14 protein-coding genes and 1 pseudogene are annotated in these 18,894 nt (G+C 60.2%); 6 read left to right on the forward strand and 9 right to left on the reverse strand.

What is annotated here, in order from left to right:
- Positions 1 to 8: 8 nt before the first annotated feature.
- From tatC to WJU23_RS01375, 5 genes are all read right to left on the reverse strand, one after another.
- Positions 9 to 1,220, reverse strand: coding sequence for a twin-arginine translocase subunit TatC (gene tatC / locus WJU23_RS01355; RefSeq protein WP_346330727.1), 1,212 nt, complete (start codon positions 1,218 to 1,220; stop codon positions 9 to 11).
- Positions 1,221 to 1,255: 35 nt separating this feature from the next.
- Positions 1,256 to 1,873, reverse strand: coding sequence for an NUDIX hydrolase (locus WJU23_RS01360; RefSeq protein WP_346330728.1), 618 nt, complete (start codon positions 1,871 to 1,873; stop codon positions 1,256 to 1,258).
- Positions 1,870 to 3,237 (reverse strand): argininosuccinate lyase, encoded by a 1,368-nt coding sequence (gene argH, locus WJU23_RS01365; RefSeq protein WP_346330729.1) that lies wholly within the window; start codon positions 3,235 to 3,237, stop codon positions 1,870 to 1,872. The genes WJU23_RS01360 and argH overlap by 4 nt, the downstream gene beginning before the upstream one ends.
- A gap of 112 nt (positions 3,238 to 3,349) precedes the next feature.
- Complete coding sequence (locus WJU23_RS01370) at positions 3,350 to 6,994, reverse strand: autotransporter-associated beta strand repeat-containing protein (protein WP_346330730.1); 3,645 nt, start codon at positions 6,992 to 6,994, stop codon at positions 3,350 to 3,352.
- 189 nt (positions 6,995 to 7,183) lie between these two features.
- Positions 7,184 to 7,672, reverse strand: a complete 489-nt coding sequence (locus WJU23_RS01375) for a transcriptional repressor (RefSeq protein ID WP_346330731.1) — start codon at positions 7,670 to 7,672, stop codon at positions 7,184 to 7,186.
- Between the two features lie 100 nt (positions 7,673 to 7,772).
- Between WJU23_RS01375 and WJU23_RS01380 the strand changes: the two genes are divergently transcribed.
- The 3 genes and pseudogenes from WJU23_RS01380 (at position 7,773) to WJU23_RS01390 (ending at position 11,245) form a co-directional block, all read left to right on the forward strand.
- Positions 7,773 to 8,462 carry a M23 family metallopeptidase gene (locus WJU23_RS01380; RefSeq protein WP_346330732.1) on the forward strand — a complete coding sequence of 230 codons (690 nt, stop codon included), beginning with the start codon at positions 7,773 to 7,775 and terminating at the stop codon, positions 8,460 to 8,462.
- 134 nt (positions 8,463 to 8,596) lie between these two features.
- Positions 8,597 to 10,582 (forward strand): annotated as a pseudogene (gene tkt, locus WJU23_RS01385) (transketolase); the annotation flags it as partial.
- 129 nt (positions 10,583 to 10,711) lie between these two features.
- Positions 10,712 to 11,245: an NAD(P)H-dependent oxidoreductase gene (locus WJU23_RS01390; protein WP_346330733.1), complete on the forward strand. Its 534-nt coding sequence runs from the start codon at positions 10,712 to 10,714 to the stop codon at positions 11,243 to 11,245.
- Positions 11,246 to 11,256: 11 nt separating this feature from the next.
- Here WJU23_RS01390 and WJU23_RS01395 read toward each other — a convergent pair whose 3' ends face one another.
- Positions 11,257 to 12,483, reverse strand: a complete 1,227-nt coding sequence (locus tag WJU23_RS01395; RefSeq protein ID WP_346330734.1) for a PQQ-binding-like beta-propeller repeat protein — start codon at positions 12,481 to 12,483, stop codon at positions 11,257 to 11,259.
- 114 nt (positions 12,484 to 12,597) lie between these two features.
- Between WJU23_RS01395 and WJU23_RS01400 the strand changes: the two genes are divergently transcribed.
- Together WJU23_RS01400 and WJU23_RS01405 are read left to right on the forward strand one after the other, a co-directional pair.
- Entirely contained in the window at positions 12,598 to 13,062 is a 465-nt protein-coding gene (locus WJU23_RS01400) for a flavodoxin domain-containing protein (RefSeq protein ID WP_346330735.1), read from the forward strand.
- A 23-nt stretch (positions 13,063 to 13,085) separates the two neighbouring features.
- Positions 13,086 to 14,108: a ChuX/HutX family heme-like substrate-binding protein gene (locus WJU23_RS01405; protein ID WP_346330736.1), complete on the forward strand. Its 1,023-nt coding sequence runs from the start codon at positions 13,086 to 13,088 to the stop codon at positions 14,106 to 14,108.
- 36 nt (positions 14,109 to 14,144) lie between these two features.
- Here the strand turns inward: WJU23_RS01405 and metF are convergent, their stop codons facing one another.
- Together metF and metE are read right to left on the reverse strand one after the other, a co-directional pair.
- Entirely contained in the window at positions 14,145 to 15,089 is a 945-nt protein-coding gene (gene metF, locus WJU23_RS01410; protein ID WP_346330737.1) for a methylenetetrahydrofolate reductase [NAD(P)H], read from the reverse strand.
- 4 nt (positions 15,090 to 15,093) lie between these two features.
- Complete coding sequence (gene metE, locus WJU23_RS01415; protein ID WP_346330738.1) at positions 15,094 to 17,433, reverse strand: 5-methyltetrahydropteroyltriglutamate--homocysteine S-methyltransferase; 2,340 nt, start codon at positions 17,431 to 17,433, stop codon at positions 15,094 to 15,096.
- A gap of 84 nt (positions 17,434 to 17,517) precedes the next feature.
- Between metE and WJU23_RS01420 the strand changes: the two genes are divergently transcribed.
- Positions 17,518 to 18,435 carry a LysR family transcriptional regulator gene (locus WJU23_RS01420; protein WP_346330739.1) on the forward strand — a complete coding sequence of 306 codons (918 nt, stop codon included), beginning with the start codon at positions 17,518 to 17,520 and terminating at the stop codon, positions 18,433 to 18,435.
- A gap of 78 nt (positions 18,436 to 18,513) precedes the next feature.
- Here the strand turns inward: WJU23_RS01420 and WJU23_RS01425 are convergent, their stop codons facing one another.
- A complete protein-coding gene (locus tag WJU23_RS01425; RefSeq protein ID WP_346330740.1) occupies positions 18,514 to 18,885 on the reverse strand; it encodes a VOC family protein in 372 nt (123 codons plus the stop codon).
- Positions 18,886 to 18,894: the final 9 nt, after the last annotated feature.

Here is an 18,894-nt window from a genome sequence, read left to right on the forward strand (position 1 = left end):
TGCCCAAATCACATTGGAGGATTGCCGCTGCGGGATTCGTCCTCGCGGGCGAGTTCTTCGGTGGATTTCTCGGTGGCGGGTTTGTCATCCGCCGGAGCCGAAGGAGGAGCAGGAGCGGGTGGCTCGGGCTCGATTTCATCCTCATCGGGCATGACGGAGCTTTGGTCTTCGCCTTCATCCACGGGCTCGTCCAGCGGGTCGCTCATGGAGACGGTTTTCGGGGCCTTCTCGATCTCTGGTGGCGGGGCGGAGGGGGTGACGCGGGGTTTTTGATATTCATCGTCCTCGTCTTTTTCATCCTCGGAGAACCAGGGATTGTAGTTTTCATTGTCCCAGTCGTCGGTGCCTTCTTTCTCCAGCTCCTTCTGGTCTTTTTCCAGCTCGGCGTAGTATTCGGGGTAGGCTTCCTTGTCCTTCTTCTCCATGAAGTAGGCCATGACCATGCAGCCACCATACAGCAGGTAAAGCGGTCCGGACATGAGCAGGAGGGTCAGGATGTCTGGCGTGGGCGTGATGATGGCGGCAAAAAGCATGATGGCCACCATCGCGTAGCGCCAGGTGGACTTCATGATGCGGAAGTTCAGGATGTCCAGCTTCACCAGGGCCATGACCAGCACGGGCAGCTCAAAGGCAATCCCAAAAACCAGGATAAAGCGGGTGCTGAAGGTGACGTAGTTGCTGAGCTCCCACATCTGTTTTGTGCCCAGGCTCTGAGCGAATTCATCGAAGAAAAGGAGCGCCCGTGGCAGCACCACCCAAAAGGCAAAACTGACTCCACCCAAAAACAGCCCTGTGCCAATGCCGATAGCCGGGAACAGGAGCTTCTTCTCTGTGTCCTTGAGACCCGGCAGGATGAACTGCAACAGGAAAATGAGCAGCAGGGGAAAGGACACGATGACTGCGGCGATCAACGCCACGTTCACCGCCATCATGAACGGCCCTGCAATGTCGGTATTGATCAGATAACCGGACTCTGTCGCCTGCTCGATGGACTCGACCAGTCCAGACAGCACCAGCGGATACTGGATCCCTTTGAAGAGCTCCTTGTAGAAAATAAACGTCACGACGGCCACGGTGAGCAGCGTGGTGGCCATGCGGATAAGCATGGTGCGGAGATCATCCAGGTGCTCCAGGAACGGCTTTTCCTCGTCCTCTTTGTTGAGGTTCATCGCGACTTTTTCGCGCACTTGAAAGACTTTGTTCAGGATGCCTTGCCACATATCAGGTGAAGTTTTTGGAGGTTTTGGTTAACGCCTCAAACCGTTCCCTTGGCCGCCATCCGCGCATACAAGGCCAGCGTCAGGGCGGTGGTGATCTCATTGGCAGCGATCATCCTCCGCAATTCTCCTGAACTGACCAAGCGCACGTCGCTGATGTGCTCGCTTCCATCCGGGGTGGGACGGCTGACGACGCACACGGGCTTCGCTTGAAATAAGTAAACGTGCTCGTCGGTAAAACCTTGCGAAGGAAGAAACCAGCCGAGGGGTTCGAGTTCGGCACCGGGGGCGAGGGCGTAGCCGGTCTCTTCCAGCAGCTCGCGCATGGCGGTGTCCACAATGATGTCCGGCGTGATCGCGTCCAGGGGGACGTCAATCTGGCCGGCGGGGAATTCCCACAGGGTCTGCTGCACGGGGATGCGCTCCTGGGAAATGAGCACAAACTGGCCGTCCTCGGTGACAGGGGCGATGGCCACGGCGGCCTTTCTTTGCACCACCAGCCAGGGCACGGCCTTCTCCTGCCGGTGCGGGGTCAGGCATTCCACCTTGTCCACACTGATGTGGGGATTGTCAAAAAGGCGCTCATTGGACACGCGTTTCCAGCCGTCGCGGTCCTCGACTTTGAACAGGGGGAAATCGGTGGCGTCCAGGCTCATTCGCTGAGGGCTTCTTTCCAGAAGGCGATCTGCGCCGCCACGTTTTTGGGTGAAGGTGCGCCGATGCCTTTGCGGGCGGCCAGGGCAGTATCCAGATTGAGACAATCGAAGAGATCGGCCTCAAAAGCGGGGGAGAATGCCTGGTATTGGGCCAGGGGAATATCGGCAAAGGCGACCTTCTCCGCGATGGAATGGGCGACGAGCTTGCCGATGACCTCGTGTGCCTGACGGAAAGGTACGCCGTGATTGACCAGGTAATCCGCCAGATCCGTGGCGAGCAGCATGGGGTCGCTGGTGGCGGCGCGGGTGCGGGTTTCATTCACCTCCATGCCGGAGATCATTTCCGCAAAGACGGACAGGGCGGCCTGGATGGTATCCAGAGAATCAAAGAGGGGTTCTTTGTCCTCCTGCATGTCGCGATTGTAAGTCATGGGCAGCCCTTTGAGAAGGGTCAGCAGCGCCATGAGATTGCCGACGAGGCGGCCGGATTTGCCACGGGTCAGCTCAGCCACGTCCGGGTTCTTTTTCTGCGGCATCAGGCTGGAGCCGGTGGTGTGGGCATCACTGAGGGTGACGAAGCCAAACTCGGCGCTGCACCAGAGGATGATGTCCTCGCTCAGGCGGGAGAGATGCACGCCGCAGAGCGCGATGGCGAAGAGGACCTCGGCAGCGAAGTCGCGGTCGCTGACGGCATCCATACTGTTTTGGGAGACGGAATCGAAGTCCAGCAGTTCGGCGACGTATTCACGGTCCAGGATGATGGTGGACCCGGCGAGGGCGCCTGAGCCCAGGGGCATGACATTGAGGCGGTCATTCGCATCCAGCAAGCGCTGGGCGTCCCGCTCCAGCATCTCCACATAAGCCAGGAGATGATGGGCGAAGAGGACGGGCTGCCCGCGCTGGAGGTGGGTATACCCGGGAACGACGGCGGGGCCTGCGCGCTCGGCAGCCTCAACGAGGGAACGCTGGAGACCGGCGACGAGGTCAACGATCTCCGTAACGGCATCGCGGGTGTAAAGCCGCACATCGGTGGCGACTTGGTCATTGCGACTGCGGGCGGTGTGCAGCTTGGCCCCGGCCGGGCCGATGCGGCGCGTCAGCTCGGACTCGATGTTCATGTGCACGTCCTCCAGGGACTTCTTGAACTCGAACTTGCCGGTCTCAATTTCGGCACGGATTTCGAGGAGACCATTTTCAATCGCGGCCTGCTCTTCATCCGTCAGGATGCCCGCCTTCACGAGGCCTTTGGAATGGGCAATGGAGCCGCGAATGTCATGCGCGAAAAGCCTCCAGTCAAAGGACACGGACTCTCCATAACTCTGCACGAGCTGGCTGGTTTCTTGGGCAAAACGACCTTTCCACATAGACGGGGCGGAGATGGTAGCGGCAATGCGGGCCGGTGCAAGCCTGGGGGTGGATTTTGGGGGCGGGCGAAAAGCCCGGCCCACTTTCTGGCCAGCACAGTGGCTCGATAACTCACACCTGCCGCCGACGGCGCATCAGAGTCGTGGCGAGACCGAGGCACACAAGGAGGGCACGGGAGGGCTCAGGAATGATGGCGATGGTGCCGGAAAGGGTGAAGCGGCTGACGTCCCAAAAGAAGCCGGAAGCACTGATATCAGGAAGGTTGAACTGGGCCAGATCATCGCCGGAGCCGTCACGGTTCACACCAGCATCGAAGAGCGAGAAGTCAGCGTTGAGCAGCTCGGACCAGTCCAGCAGATTGTAAACCTGGCCGTAGGCAGGGGTGAAATCCGTGGCGGTGACTTCCAGGCCGCCGCTGAAAGTGAGGGTTGAACCGGCGCTACCATTGAAGACAAGGAGGTCATGGCTGCCGCTGCCAATGCCCGTCAGGCTGTCCAGATAGGCATTGTATTCCGGAGTGCCTGGGCTGTGCCCGCCGAAGGGTAGGGCTAGGTCGGCCTGATTGGTGGCGGTGGAAAGGCTGAGCAGGGTGCTGGACCCGGCCTGGAAGTTAAAGGTGGCGACTCCCTCAGGAGCAAACGTCAGGATGCCATTGCCGGTGAGGGTGCCGGTGGTAATATCTCCTGCCTGCAGGGTGGCGCCGCTCTGCAAGGTAAAGGCGGAGCTCTGGACGGTGCCCGTACCGGTGAGCTGCGCACCGGTGGCGATGGTGGTGGCTCCCGCGCCGCTGCTCCCCTGCCCTGCCAGGCCAACCTGGAGGATGCCGGCGCTGACCGTGGTGCTGCCGCTGTGCGTGCTGGCACCGCTGAGGATGAGAGTGCCTGGGCCGGTCTTGGTCAAATTTCCCTCCCCTGTGACAGGCGTGGCCAATGTGAGCGCATGTGTGTCTTCGACATGGACGGTGCTGGCTACAGGGCCGAAGGTAATGCCGCGATTTTCATCATCCATGGTGAAGGTGGCATAGGCCGAAAGGGTGCCGCCATTCAGCGTGAGCTGAGCCGGATTGAAGGCAGCTGGACTGCCGCCCAGGTTGAATTCGGCATTTAGGCGCAGGGTGCCGCCATTGACCGTGGTGGAGCCGGTGATGAAACCTTCTGTGCCACTTGCCACCGTATTGGTTCCGCTAGTGAAGGTGACGGTTCCGGGACCGTTGATGATGATGCTGGCATCGTATGAGCTGGTGCGGCGCTGGATGAAACTCAGGGTGGTGTCACCGCTGCCGCTGAAGGCAAAGGCCATGTTCCCGCTGCCGCTGCTGCGGTGATACATCATGCCCGCATCAAAAGAGAGTGTGCCTTCATTGACGATGTCAAACTGCCCAATATTACCGTTGCGCGGCCGCACCGCGACGGTGAAGCGCTGAGTGCCACCGAGGACCTGGATGATGCTGCCATGGGCATACAGCACGCCACCGCTGCCGCGGCTGATGGTATGGTTGGACTCGCCGCTGAAAAACATGTCCCTGACGCTCTTGTCAGCATTGAGGAGGTGCGAGAGGTTTTGCGTGCCTGCATTGAAAAAGACATCGGTGGAGGCAGAGGGCACGGTCCCTGCCTCCCAGTTGCCAGCATTGGCCCAGGAATTGTCCACGGCTCCGGTCCATGTGTGGTTGAGCGCCGTTTTTTCGATGGAAATGATGCCTGTGGTCAGAACGGCCGATGTATTCCACTCATAGCCGCTGGCCAGCCGGAAGGTGGGCAGGTCATAGGAGAGGCCCCCTGCCAGCGTGGCGGTGCCGATGCCGCTCCAGTCTATTAACTGCCAGCTCCCGGCCTGCAGCAGGCGCGGGGCGGCATCGGCCACCGTGAGCGTGCCGCCCAGCGTGACCGTGGGGGCGGTCGTTTGCAGGACAAGACGGTCAGAAGAGCTTCCGAATAGATCAAACTGCAGGTTGCCAGCGAGGGTGAGTGCGACATCCGCCATGCTGCCAAGAGTGAGCTGGCCGGGGGCGCTGCTGGTGCCGGCAGGACCGGCCGTGCCGACCTGCTGCCCATGGGTGGTGCCTACGATGAGTCGGTTGGTTTCTCCCATGGTGATGCTCCGGCCAGCGGAAGCAGTCACGATCCCTGTTCCTCCCAGCGCACCCGTTCCCGAAAGGATGACATCCCCGGTCCCGGTTGCTGAGCCGGTGGTATTGAGAACCAGAAGGGTACCAGCAGAGATGGTGGTGCCGCCGTAGTAGTTGTTAGCGTTGGAAAGTGCCCAGGTGCCGGTGCCATCTTTGACAAGGGAGGTGTTAGTGGCAGTGGCCGGGGAGGCCACCGTACCGCCGATGACGCCGCTCATAAGGCCATCCCCCACACCGGTAAGATTCAGCTTGGAGACATGCGCAGCTGTGCTGCTGGTGGCGCGCACCGTGCCGCTCAGGGCCAGGGTCTGCCCGGCCACAGTATTATTAATACGGCCGTTTCCTGAGCTGGCGCCCGCCCCATTGCTGAGGGTGAAATCGCGGTTGCTGGAGCCGCCAGAAAGACCGGTGAATTCCAGACGCCCCACCGTGCCGCTAGACTGGCTGAGGCGGATGGTGTTCCCGCTTCCCAGGGGAGAATCCACACCAACGTCGGCAATGCTGGCAATGCGAAAGGCACCGTCGGAAATACCCACATCTCCGCTAAAGGTATTGATCCGGTTCAGATTCACGACGCCACTGTCCGTCCGGCTGATGCCGCCACTGCCAGTGATGACCGTATCCACATGGAAAGCCCGCCCGCCCCGGAAAGTGAGATTGCCATTAAGCTGGATCGTGCCGGTGAGAGTGACATCACCAGAACCGCTGGCGTAAAAAACACCGCCATTGCTGATGATGCTGCGGTCTGTACTGGTGGCGGAACCGGTGTATTTAAACTGGGCATTGGAATTCAGATTGATGACACTGCCGGCCCCAATGGCACTGTTCACGCCTGCGTTCGTCATGGAATCCACAATCAGAGTGCCGTTACCAATGGTGGTGGGGCCGGTATAGCTGTTAGCTGCATTCGTGATGGTCCAGGCACCCAGACTGCCACCGGAAGGCCCGGTCACTGAGATGCCCAGCCCGCCTGCCGCGCCACCATCGGAGACGAGACCGCTGAGAACATTGGCAGAGGGATTGTGGGTACGGTTTCCAGCGGTGCCGCCGAGTGTCAATGTAATGGTGCTGGATGTCGTCCCTCCGGTAATATCCCCTAAAAGGTTGATCTTATAAGTATTCGTATCGGAATTTACATTCGTAGCCGAGGTGGAATTGTTTGTGATGGTGTAAGTACCGGCCGTGGTGGAACTGGCAGGCTGGAGGATCAAGGGAGCATGTACTGTCAGGGCCGTGGTGGTATTCAAAGGCATCGTCATGTTGCCGCCGCTGCTGAGGCTCAACGCCTCCCCAAGATTGATCCCGGCGCTGCCCAATGTGTACAAACCGGCCGTGTTCTGGCCGTTGAAGGTCATGGTGCGGATGATGCGACCAGCATCAATGGTGATGAAGGCCGCGCCTGTATTGCTGCCAAAGGTTGCCGTATCCGCATTCGTGCTGCCCGAGGTGGAACCTGGAATGATGCCTCCGGTCCAGTTGGCCCCATCCGCCCAATTCTGCGTGCCCGTCTGGCCGCTGAGCCAGGACCCGTTTGCTGCATTTAAGGACGGCCCAAAGATGGATAACGCCAAAATGGAAAGTGCCTGGAGACAAGCGGCAATGACTCTGCGGGGTTGGGGGGAACGCATGGAAAACGGGGGGACCATCGTATGCACAGATCCATGACAGATCAGCGCAGGCTGAGGGCGGGGGGTGGTTGGGGGGTGCCTGTCCGGGGGGGGAACGACGGCATGCTATAAAGGCCCCTTTTTAGAGGAATACAACTTTATTGATGGGCAGCATCCATCTTAATCATATGTCACCAACAAGAAGCGCCCTCAGTGGGCGTTTGCCAGGCTCAACTCGCGTTCCGTCTTGAATTTGCACTGGCCGGTTTTGGAAAATTCATCACAGTGGGCCTGGATGCGCATGGCTTTCATCTGTGGCTGGAAGCCAAGACGGCGGGTGATGCAGTCATGCAGAACGGCGCTGTGGTCATCCTCAAATTCCACCACGCGGTCGCAATCCAGGCAGATGAGGTGGTTGTGCTGGGGCTTGTCGAGGAAGTTGGGGTCGTAATAGGTCTGGTCACGGCCCAGATCTACCTCGCGCAGCAGGTCGCAGTCCACCAGGAGCTGGAGGGTGCGGTAAACGGTGGCACGGGAGACCGTGCGATCCAGCTTGCGAGCCTTTTCCAAAAGCTCTTCCGCATTGAAGTGATCATCCGTGGCGAAGGCGGCCTCGACAATGGTCTCCCGCTGACGCGTGCGGCGAAGGCCGGTGGCGGTCAGGTGAGCTTCCAGACGTTCTTTGACTCGTGGATCCATATTGAGAAACGTGTAACCTAATTGAGACTGAACGCAAGTTTGGATCACCTTTTGCTCATTTTGTTCGCACGAAGGCCGGAAACTGGAATCTTGGAATACCATGCGTCTGTCCACTTTCATCACCTTCCTTTTGCTCGCCCTGCTGAGCTGGGTGGTATGGGAGGAAATCGGGCTGAAAGACTGGGTGGCGCGGTTAAAAGAGGAGCCTGCGAGACCATTGGACCCGGCTTTTCTGCGGCTGAGCCCGCTGGAGGTGGCAGCCCTGCCTTTGGCAGTGCGATTTGACCACCCGATGGGGTCACAAAACGCGGCGCTGACCTACAATGCGCAGCCGTTTCGCATCTCGCGGCATCTGGGGGATGACCTGAATGGCATCGGCGGGGGAAACTCTGATCTGGGAGATGGGGTGTATGCGGCCGGGACCGGACGGGTGGTATATGCAGGGATTCCGGGCCAGGGCTGGGGAAAGATGGTGATCCTGGCGCACCGGGTGCCGGATCTGGAGGATCTGACACAGGAGCGGGTTTACCAGACGGTGTATGCGCATCTGGATGAGATTTTGGTGGAGCCGGAGGCGCTGGTGCAGCGGGGGGAACAAATCGGCACGGTTGGCACCGGGGGCGGTTTATACCTGGCGCATCTGCACTTTGAAGTGCGAGAGGGGCCGTACGTCAATCCGGGCCAGGGGTATGCGGACAGTCCGCTGAATCGTGTCTCGCCAGAGACCTTCATCCGCCAGCGCCGGGGGGCACCGGACTGGCAGTTGAATGCGCCGCCGAATATTAAATGAGGGTTTTTATACCCGGCTGACGCCCCTGCATTCTGTTTTCTTTCTTGAATCCGCCCCCTGCGCCAGTAAATAGCGCCCTCCCGCGCGCCTGGCCGCCTCTAGCCGCACTTTTTTGAAATCCTGATCCAAGACAGACATCTGACATGAATAAAGCCATCCTCGCTCAAGCCGCCAATGAAGCCCGTGGTCTCGCCATGGACGCAGTGCACAAGTGCTCCTCCGGCCACCTCGGTCTGCCCCTCGGCTCGGCTGAGATCGGCGCGGTTCTTTTTGGCGACTCCCTCCAGTGCAATCCGGACGAGCCGAAGTGGCTGAACCGCGACCGTTTCATCCTCTCCGCCGGTCACGGCTCCATGTTCATTTACTCCTGGCTGCACCTGAGCGGCTATGCAGTGACGATTGAAGATGTGTCGAATTTCCGCGTGCTGCATTCCATCACGCCGGGGCACCCTGAGTTTCATGAAACACCAGGCGTGGAGTCCACCACGGGACCTCTGGGCCAGGGCATCGGCAATGCGGTGGGCTATGCGCTCTCTGGCAAGATGGCCGCTGCGAAGTACAACACGGCTGAGCACAAGATCATTGATAACCACATCATCGCCCTGGCTGGCGACGGCTGCCTTCAGGAAGGCGTGGCCCGTGAAGCCGTTGCCTTTGCCGCCCACAACAAGCTGGACAACCTCATCATCATTTTTGACTCCAACGATGTCACGCTGGATGCCATGGCCAAGGTGACGCAGAGCGAAGACACGCAGGCACTTTTCCTGGCCCTCGGCTGGAACGCAGTGACCATTGACGGTCACGATCTGGACGCCGTGAAGTCCGCCATTGAAGACGCCAAGAAGAGCGACAACGGCAAGCCTTCCATCATCATCGCCAAGACCATCATTGGCAAAGGCATCCCGGAAGTGGCAGGCACCGCCAAGGGCCACGGTGAAGGCGGAGCCAAGTTTGTGGACGCGGCCAAAAAAGGCCTCGGCATCCCTGAGGGCACGCATTTCTACGTCAGCGATGAAGTGAAGGCTTACTTCGCCGACCTCAAGTCGCAACGCGCTTCCGCCTATGCGGAGTGGAACCAGAGCTTCTCCGCCTGGAGCGCCGCCAATCCCGGCCTGGCCGCTGAGCTGGAAGCCGCCCGCCATGGCAGCCTGAGCGCTGAAGAACTGCTGAAGTCCATCCCGGAATATCCGGCAGAAGGCAAAGCCGCCACCCGCAACAGCGGCGGCGAGATCCTGAACGCCCTGGCCAAGGCGGTGCCGCATCTCATCACCGGCAGTGCCGACCTCTTCGGCTCCACGAAAAACTACATCAAAGACGGTGGTGATTTCAGCGGTGAAAATCCCCTGGGACGTAACATTTGGTTCGGCATCCGTGAGCACGCCATGGGCGCGATTTGCAACGGCATCGCCTATGACGGCCTGTTCCTGGGCAGCTGCGCGACCTTCCTCGTCTTCGCGGATTACTGCCGCCCAAGCATCCGTCTGGCCGCCCTGGCCAAGCTGCCTGTCACCTATATTTTCACGCATGACTCTGTGGGGGTGGGTGAAGACGGCCCGACCCACCAGCCGGTGGAAACCGTCAGTGGCCTGCGCGTGATCCCGAACCTGGATGTCATCCGTCCGGGCGATGCGGAAGAAGCTGCCGCTGCCTTTGCCGCCGCCTTCAGCCGCACGGACGGACCGACTTTGCTGGCCCTCAGCCGCCAGGACCTGCCCCACCAGGGCGTGGCCAGTGTGAAGACCCGCCGCGAAGGCACCCTGAAGGGCGGCTACATCCTGATCAAGGAAAGCGGCCCGCTTGAGGCCATCGTCATCGCCACCGGTTCCGAAGTCCAGTGGGCTGTGGAAGGTGCCAAGGGCAAGTCCGGTGTCCGTGTCGTCAGCATGCCGTGCATGGAGCGCTTCGACCGCCAGGACGCTGCTTATCGTGAGTCCGTCCTGCCTGCCGCCTGCACCAAGCGCGTGGCCATCGAAGCCGGCGTGTCCGGTCTCTGGTGGAAATACGTCGGCACCCACGGCCAGATCATCGGCATTGACCGCTTCGGCATCAGCGCCCCCGGCAACATCGTCTTTAAAGAGCTCGGCATCACGGGTGAAGCGGTGGCCAAGGCTCTGGCGTGATTGGAGCGCGGACACTCTTGTCCGCCTTCCCCTTATCGAATCAATACTCCAAGGGAGGCTGGCAACAGCCTCCCTTATTGTTTCCATCCTTCAGCTTGGCGAAGGCTGAAAGTTCTGCCATTAAATCCCATGACCCGTGTCCTCATCCTCTTTGCCCATCCGGCGTTACATCGCTCCCGCATCAATGCGGCGTTGATCGAGGCGGTGCAGGGGATGGAAGGGGTGACGTTTCGGGATCTTTATGAGGAGTATCCGAATCTGAACATTGATTTTGAAACGGAGCAGGAGCTGTTGCTGGAGCATGACATCATTGTCTGGCAGCATCCGTTTTACTGGTACTCTGCCCCGGCCATCCTGAAGGAATGGCTGGATGTGGTGCTGGAATACGGCTTTGCCTATGGTGAAGGTGGCACGCGCCTGGCGGGAAAAAAAGTGATGAGCGCGCTGACCACGGGCGGACCGGCGGAGGCCTATCAGCGCGGCGGATACAATCACTATACCCTGAAGGAACTGCTGGCCCCTTTTGACCAGACAGCCAGGCTCTGCGGCATGGAGTATCTGGAGCCTTTTGTGATTCAGAACGTGCGCCAGCTTACGAATGAGGAAGTGCAAAAGTGGGCGGCGTTATACCGGCAGCGGGTTCTCGAGTTGAGGAACCTTTGACCTGGTTTTGGTCAGTCTGGCCACAGCCGCCAAGCGACCAGCGAGGTGTCTGACCGCGCATAGATGCGGTTACCTACGAAAGCCGGATGCGCCCAGGTCTTGCCGATGATCTGGTGGCGGGCGAGTTCCTCAAAGCCGTCGGGTTTCAGGCGCACATAGACCAGCTCTCCGCTGGCGTTCAGCAGTGCGGCGAGGCCTACGGATTCGCGCAGCCAGACGAGGCTCATTTGGGGGTTGCGGTCCTTGGGGGTCAGGGTGTTGTCATCGCTCCAAAGGATCTTGCCGGTGGCCAGTTCGATGGCCTGGAGGCCGGTCTTTTTATCCAGCAGATAGACGGTGCCGTCTTTGTACAAGGGGGATGACATGAGGCCGCACATGTCCTTTTCATTTTCCCAAAGCAAGGTTGGTTGGGCGTCGGGACGCAGAGCCTTGGTGCCGTGCCAGTAGCCGGAGACCAGCAGGATGCCATCGCGATACAATGGCTGGGCGATGCTGACGCCATACGTGATCTTATAAGGATAAGTCCAAAGGGTGGCCCCGGTCTCCGGGTTCAGGCTCTGGATGTGCTCCGGGCCCCAGGCGATAATCTGGCGCGTGCCTTCATGCGTGATGATCTCCGGGGTGCTATAACCGGCAGGGTCCGGGCCGCCCTGCCAGACGGGTTTGCCGGTGGCCTGATCCAGTGCAATGACGCTGCCATCCGGCTGGGCACCGACATGCAGCAGCACCCGTTTTTCATCCAGCACGGGGGAGGCGGCAAAGCCCCAGGTGGGCACGATGGCTCCATGGTCCTTCACGGTATCCACCTGCCACACAACCTTGCCCGAGGCGGCCTCCAGGCACATAGCCATGCCTGCGGCTCCGAGCACGTAAGCCCGTCCCTCATGAACCGTGACGGAGGATCGTGGGCCAGTGCCATACTCCATCCGCCCATAAACTGCCGGCCATTGATGTGACCAGAGGTGCTTGCCGCCTTCCGCGGCATAACAAAGGATGCGTTCAATGTCCGCAGGTTCTTTGGGCCGGTCCAGCACATACACGCGGCCATCGCTTACTGTCACGCCACCGTAGCCGCCGCCGATGTCCGCCTGCCAGAGCTCCTGCGGCTGCTGGGCGGCAAAATCCGCGGGCACCTTTTCCGGATTCCACACGCCATCGCCTGATGCGCCGCGCCAGCGCGGCCAATCGCCAGCCTGGATGGACAGACTGAAAGCGAGAAGGAGAAACACATTTTTCATGGTGGGGAGCCTGTATATACGGACATCGGAGCCAGGTCATTTCCACTACAATTCATGACAAACCAGCAGCAGCGCGACTCTGGGACCGGAGGAAGAATGGGGCATCAAGAAACTATGTCCAAGCCACTGCTCATCCTCTTCGGCACCTTCTCAGGAAACTCGGAATCCTGTGCAGAAAATGCGGCCCGTGCCGCCCGGCAGCGCGGGTATGATCCGGTCCTGGAAAACATGATGGACTCCACGGCGGATGTGCTGCTGCAGTTTGACACCGCATTACTCATCACCAGCACTTATGGCGATGGCGATCCGCCGGACGGCACGGAGAGTTTTTATGAGGAGGTGGTGAACCGCCCGCGTCTGCGGCTGGACCATCTGCGATATGCGGTGCTCGCTCTGGGGGATTCCTGCTATGACCGCTTCTGCCAATGCGGGAAGGATTACGATGAGGCGCTGGAGGCCCAGGGGGCCATCCGGTTCCACTCCCGTGTGGACTGCGACATTGACTATGACGAGCCCTGCGAGGCCTGGATCGAAGGTGTCTTCGCCGCGCTGGCGGAGGAACGGATGCTTGCCGCCTAACAATACTTCATAAAACCACCTTCATGGATTCGACCTCCCATCCTTCGCCGCGCATCGCGTATAGCTTTCCCTCGTTCACCTTTGATCTGCGCCGGGTGAGGGCGGAGTGGTGTTTTGAGGCGGATGGCGGCGCGGCGCAGGCCATTCATCTGGATGGCGATTGGGCAGGCTTTTTCAAGAATCTGCGTGAGCTGGGACTAGTAATGGTGACGGCGGCGCGCGGTCCCGTGAGCATGGCCACTGCGTGGGAGAAGCCTGTCTTCCAAAGCTATCCTGGCAGTGATGAATGGCTGTGCCTGGAATCCGGCACGGAGATCCGCCCGGCGGCTTTTGGCGGTGCCATGGCGGTCGTAGAGGACGTGGGTGACCAGCAGGTGGCCAGCTTTCAATTTTTCGACCGCAGTGGCGAGGGATGCCTGAAGATCCTCGTCACCAACTGGTCTGACCATGAGGTTTTTGAAGACCTCGTCGCCCGCCACGCCAGCGGGCGGCGGTCCATCTCATTTGGCCAGAAGCCTGGAACCAGGAAGGAGACGCCTGCACCTGATGCGAAGACGGTGCGGCAGCTCTGGAACGGACTTTCGCGCAGCCTGCCTGACACCGTTTTTCCCGGTCTGGAGGGCGTTTCACGCCTCTCTGCACTGGAAGCTGTGGGGCAGGATCTGGCCTGGCGTCTGCCGCGCAGGGTGGTGCGGCAGGCGCTACAATCTATGACGCTCAGCCAGGTGCCGCTGGGCGGAGCGATACGCAATGAAGCCGTGTTCATGCCCACCGGTTTTTACTCCACCCACTGGGGGGAATGCGGATGCGGCATCACGTTTTTTGGCGAGGCCTCGCAGCTCACCCTGCGCGGGTGCGGGCATCGCGGACAGACCTGGGCCACCCGTTTTGTGCTGGGAGGTGAGGAGATTATATGCATCGAGATGTATGATGTCCGGGGCGACTTCGCCGCCGGTATCGGTCTGCGGCCTGAGGCCGGCAAGTGGCAGCGTGAGCCATGGGCCGATGTGCTGCGGAGCGTACAGTACTCATCACTCTCCGAGTGATGAGATCCAGGAATGATGTCTTTTCGGCAATTAAGCTTACCTGTCACCATTCGCATCACTCGGATCACCGCAGTCGCGGGACAGGTAGTGATGAGTACTGTATCCCAGCCCTCGTAAAACACGCACCGTAGCGGCCGCTTTGTTCAGGGTATAAAAATGGATGCCGGCCGCCTCATGGTCCAGCAGATCTGCACACTGCATCACCGCATGATGAATGCCAATCTCCTGAAAGGCCTCTGCATCATCCCCTGCCCTTTTCAATGACCGCAACAAACGCGCCGGATACCGGGATCCTGCCGCCAGCTCCGCCATGCGGCGCAGGCTGCCGGGCTGGGTCAGCGGCAGGATGCCGGCCAGGATGGGCAAGCGGATGCCTGCAAGATCACAACGGGCGCGGAAGTCATGAAAGTCGTGATTGTCGAAGAAGACCTGGGTGCACATCCAGTCCGCCCCGGCATCCACCTTGGCCTTCAGATAATCCATTTCCAACATCCGGTTAGGTGTGGCAGGGTGTCCTTCAGGGAAACAGGCCACGCCGATGCCAAAGCCTTGTGGACCGGGATGCAGGCCGCGCTCATTGAACCGGCGGATGAAGCGCACCAGATCGGCGGCGGTTTTAAAATCGCCCTCAGCTACGGGCTGACCGGGCAGGTCGCCGCGCAGGGCCAGCAGGTTGCTGACCCCGGCAGCGGCGTAGCCCTCCAGAAGGCGCATGATGTCGGCCTCCGTGTGCCCCACACAGGTGAGATGAGGCACGGGATCAAAGACATCCGACTGGCGCAGCTCCCCAACCAGGGCCTGCGTGCGGTCCCGTGTGCCGCCGCCTGCACCGTAGGTGACGCTGACAAAGTCAGGCCGCCAGGGCGCGAGCTGGTTCAGGGATTCCTGCAGGTCCTTCACCGCCTCCGGGCTGCGGGGCGGAAAGAACTCGAAGGAGAAAGTGGGGCGGTCTGCGCCGGCCAGGATGTCTTTGATGTGCATATTGTTAGACCAATGCAGGTTTTTCCACACGCAGGCGGCGGGCCGTTTCCACCAGATGCAGGAGAGAGGTTTTCACCTCTGCCCAGCCACGGGTTTTCAGTCCGCAGTCAGGATTGATCCAGAGCTGCGCCCTCGGGATGACGGCCTCCGCCTTGCGCATCAGCGCCACCATTTCTTCCACCGCCGGGATTCGGGGGGAGTGGATGTCATAGACGCCGGGGCCGATTTCATTCAGATACTTGAAGTCCACAAAAGCCTCCAGCAGCTCCATGTTGGAGCGGGAGGTCTCGATGGTGATGACATCCGCATCCAGAGCAGCGATGGATTCGATGATGTCGTTGAACTCGGCATAGCACATGTGCGTGTGGATCTGTGTTTCATCACGCACACCGCTGGCGCACAGGCGGAAGGCATTCACGGCCCAGTCCAGATACGCGGCCCAGTCGCTGCGGCGCAGGGGCAGGCCTTCGCGGATGGCGGGTTCGTCAATCTGGATGGCGGCGATCCCTGCCGCCTCCAGGTCCACGACTTCATCACGGATGGCCAGGGCGATCTGACGCGTGGTTTCTGAGCGCGGCTGGTCATCGCGCACAAAGCTCCATTGCAGGATGGTCACCGGCCCTGTGAGCATGCCCTTCATCGGACGGTCCGTCAGCGACTGCGCATAGCGTGACCAGCGAACGGTCATCGGCGCAGGCCGGCTGACATCACCAAAGATCACAGGCGGTTTGACATACCGTGAGCCGTAGCTTTGCACCCAACCGTTTTGGGTGAAGGAGAAACCGTCAAGCTGCTCGCCAAAGTATTCCACCATGTCGTTGCGCTCGAACTCGCCATGCACAGGCATGTCAATGCCCGCCTCGTCCTGGAAGCTCACGCAGTGGCGGATCTCCTGCTGGAGGAAGACCTCATAGGATTCGGTGCTGAGTTCCCCCTTCTTCCAGCGGGCGCGCATGGCCCGCACCTCCGCTGTTTGCGGGAAGGAGCCGATGGTCGTCGTGGGAAACTCGGGGAGCTTCAGTTTCTGCTGCTGCAAAGGTCTCCGCTGGGCGAAGGGCGACTGCCGCTCAGAGTCCGCAGGCTTCACCGCTGCCAGGCGCGCCTTTACCGCCGCACGATGGATGCGCGGGCTTTCACGACGGGACTGGATGGCTGACTGATTCGCCGTCAGCAAGGCCGCATCCGCCGTGCCGCGCAGGAGGCCGTTCAAGATCACGACCTCCTCCAGCTTCTCATCCGCAAAGGCCATCCAGCTTTTCAATTCCGCATCCAGCGCCGGTTCATTCGCCAGGGTGATGGGAGCGTGCTGGAGAGAGCAAGAAGGGGCCAGCCAGAGGCGATCGGCCCCCACTGCATGCCTGGCTTTTTCCAAAAGGGCCAGCGACTTGGAGAAATCATTTTTCCAGATATTCCGTCCGTTCACGACGCCCAGGGAAAGGATCTTGTCCTTGGGAAACCGGGTGAGCAAAGCCTCCAGCTCAGCACTGCCCCGCACCGCATCATAATGCAGTGCCTGCACCGGCAGGGAAAGGAAGAGCGGCAGGTTTTCGTGCAGTTCGCTGAAGTAGCTCGTCACCAGGATCTTCAGCCCCGGTGCCGCCCTGGAAAGCCGCTCCCAGGATGAAAGCAGGGCATCCTTCTGCACCGGCGAAAGGTCCAGTCCAAAGACCGGCTCATCTATCTGCACCCACTCCGCCCCCTGCGTGGCCAGGCGCTGAAGGATCTGCACGTAAACATCCACCAGACCGTCAAGCAGGGTGTAGCGGTCAAAGTTGGGGTGGTCCTCATCCTGCACCTTGCCTAACGTCAAGTACGTCACGGGTCCAGGGAGCACCGGCTTGACTTTATGCCCGAGGCCGGCGGCCTCCTCGAATTCACGGAAGACCTTGTCTCCCACCAGTTGAAAACGGGTGTCGGCGCGGAATTCCGGGACGATGTAATGGTAGTTGGTGTCGAACCACTTGGTCATCTCACAGGCAAAGGAGGGCTGGTGGGAGCAGCCGCTGCCGCAGGTTTCCCGCGCTTCACCTCGCGAGCCACGGGCCATCAGGAACAGGGTGTCCAGGTCCATGCCCTCCCCCTTCCAGCCGAAACGTGGCGGCACATTGCCGATGAGGCAGGAGAAATCCAGCATCTGGTCATAAAAGGTGAAGTCGTTGCAGGGCAGCAGGTCAATGCCAGCGGCCTGCTGCCGGGCCCAGTTGTCCTGCCGCAGGCGGCGGCCTGTGGCCTCCAGTTCCTCACGGGACAGGCGTCCGTGCCAGTAGGCTTCGGTGGCTTTTTTCAGTTCGCGTTGCTGCCCGATACGCGGGTAGCCCAGGTTGTGTGTATGGATGTCGCTCATGGCGACAAGACAACTATCGCCAGAGTGAATATAAACAATCCACAGAGTTTTGTGGATCATCATTCAAATGAGTTATGATGAGCTATGCTCGAAGTCCGCCATCTCCAGGCCCTCATCGCCCTTTCTGAAACAGGCAACCTGTCCAAGGCAGGCCGCCGCCTGCACCTTTCCCAGCCAGCGCTATCCCACCAGATCAAGGCGGTGGAGGAGCATCTGGGCGTGGAGCTTTTCCAGCGCAAGAGCAGCCCGCTGCGGCTCAGCCCCGCCGGCGAGCGTTTGTTAGGCACGGCCTATGAGGTGATGAAAACCATGCAGCAGTGCGAGCGCGATGTGGCCCGCATTGCCGAGGGAAAGGCCGGCCAGCTCCGCATCGCGGTCGAATGCCACTCGTGCTTCGACTGGCTGATGCCCGCCATGGACCGCTTCCGCGAATCCTGGCCGGAGGTGGAGATGGACCTCGTTTCCGGCTTCCAGCCTGACCCCACCGGCCTCCTGCTGGAGGACCAGGCGGATCTTGTCATCGTCTCCAAGGCCCCTTCGCGCAAGGATGTCGTCTATCACCCTCTTTTTCGTTACGAAGTGCTGGCCCTCATCGCCCGCAAGCACCCGCTCGCCCGCAAGACCTTCCTCACGGCGCAGGACTTCGCCAAAGAAACGCTCATCACCTATCCCATTCCCGATGATCGCATTGACATTGTGCGGGAGGTTTTAGGCCCCGTTGGCGTCAACCCCGTGCGCCGCACCGCCATGCTCACCGTGGCCATTTTGCAGCTTGTGGCCAGCCATCGTGGCATCGCCGCCATGCCCGGCTGGGCCGTGCAGCCTTATCTTGAAAAAGGCTATGTCGAATCCCGTCCCGTGCGCAAACAAGGCCTCTTTGCCAACCTCCACGCCGCCACCACCCGCAGCCTTTCCCAGACTGCTTATATGAGGGAATTCATTTCCGTGATGAAACAGGTCAGCTTTGATTCCTTGAAAAGAATCTCACCCGTCAGCAAGTGATGCGGGCACTACGCCTGCAATGTTTTGAAGGTGCGGGGGCAGAAAATCTGCCTCTCGCACCTTCAAATCCTGGTGACCTCAGACCATGCTGTGCAGGCCCACGACATTGCCCTCGGTGTCCTCAAAAATGCCGATGAAACCATGAGGAGGAATGGGCAGACGGCCACGGACCACTTTCCCCCCGGCATCGGGGATGCGAGAAAGGACGGCATCCAGATCACCCTCCACATTCAGGTAAACAAGGGTGCCGCCAGGGCCGGGCTGGCAGCCTTCCATGACCGTGAGCGCACCGCCGATGCCCTGCATGTTGTCATAGGGAAAAATGGCCATTTCACAGCCTTCCATAGCGGCATCCTGGAGCTTGGTATGGAGGATGGTTTCATAAAAGCTGCGGGCGCGGGAGAGGTCGGTAACGTAGAGTTCGAACCAGTTGATGGCGTTGGTTTTCATAAAGGTACG

Source organism: Prosthecobacter sp. SYSU 5D2, assembly GCF_039655865.1.
Classification (GTDB): Bacteria; Verrucomicrobiota; Verrucomicrobiia; order Verrucomicrobiales; family Verrucomicrobiaceae; genus Prosthecobacter.

What these genes read in the sequence shown, in the direction of transcription:
- tatC (WP_346330727.1), bottom strand. Translation starts at nt 1,220, where the DNA reads ATGTGGCAAGGCATCCTGAACAAAGTCTTTCAAGTGCGCGAAAAAGTC.
- WJU23_RS01360 (WP_346330728.1), bottom strand. Translation starts at nt 1,873, where the DNA reads ATGAGCCTGGACGCCACCGATTTCCCCCTGTTCAAAGTCGAGGACCGC.
- argH (WP_346330729.1), bottom strand. Translation starts at nt 3,237, where the DNA reads ATGTGGAAAGGTCGTTTTGCCCAAGAAACCAGCCAGCTCGTGCAGAGT.
- WJU23_RS01370 (WP_346330730.1), bottom strand. Translation starts at nt 6,994, where the DNA reads ATGCGTTCCCCCCAACCCCGCAGAGTCATTGCCGCTTGTCTCCAGGCA.
- WJU23_RS01375 (WP_346330731.1), bottom strand. Translation starts at nt 7,672, where the DNA reads ATGGATCCACGAGTCAAAGAACGTCTGGAAGCTCACCTGACCGCCACC.
- WJU23_RS01380 (WP_346330732.1), top strand. Translation starts at nt 7,773, where the DNA reads ATGCGTCTGTCCACTTTCATCACCTTCCTTTTGCTCGCCCTGCTGAGC.
- WJU23_RS01390 (WP_346330733.1), top strand. Translation starts at nt 10,712, where the DNA reads ATGACCCGTGTCCTCATCCTCTTTGCCCATCCGGCGTTACATCGCTCC.
- WJU23_RS01395 (WP_346330734.1), bottom strand. Translation starts at nt 12,483, where the DNA reads ATGAAAAATGTGTTTCTCCTTCTCGCTTTCAGTCTGTCCATCCAGGCT.
- WJU23_RS01400 (WP_346330735.1), top strand. Translation starts at nt 12,598, where the DNA reads ATGTCCAAGCCACTGCTCATCCTCTTCGGCACCTTCTCAGGAAACTCG.
- WJU23_RS01405 (WP_346330736.1), top strand. Translation starts at nt 13,086, where the DNA reads ATGGATTCGACCTCCCATCCTTCGCCGCGCATCGCGTATAGCTTTCCC.
- metF (WP_346330737.1), bottom strand. Translation starts at nt 15,089, where the DNA reads ATGCACATCAAAGACATCCTGGCCGGCGCAGACCGCCCCACTTTCTCC.
- metE (WP_346330738.1), bottom strand. Translation starts at nt 17,433, where the DNA reads ATGAGCGACATCCATACACACAACCTGGGCTACCCGCGTATCGGGCAG.
- WJU23_RS01420 (WP_346330739.1), top strand. Translation starts at nt 17,518, where the DNA reads ATGCTCGAAGTCCGCCATCTCCAGGCCCTCATCGCCCTTTCTGAAACA.
- WJU23_RS01425 (WP_346330740.1), bottom strand. Translation starts at nt 18,885, where the DNA reads ATGAAAACCAACGCCATCAACTGGTTCGAACTCTACGTTACCGACCTC.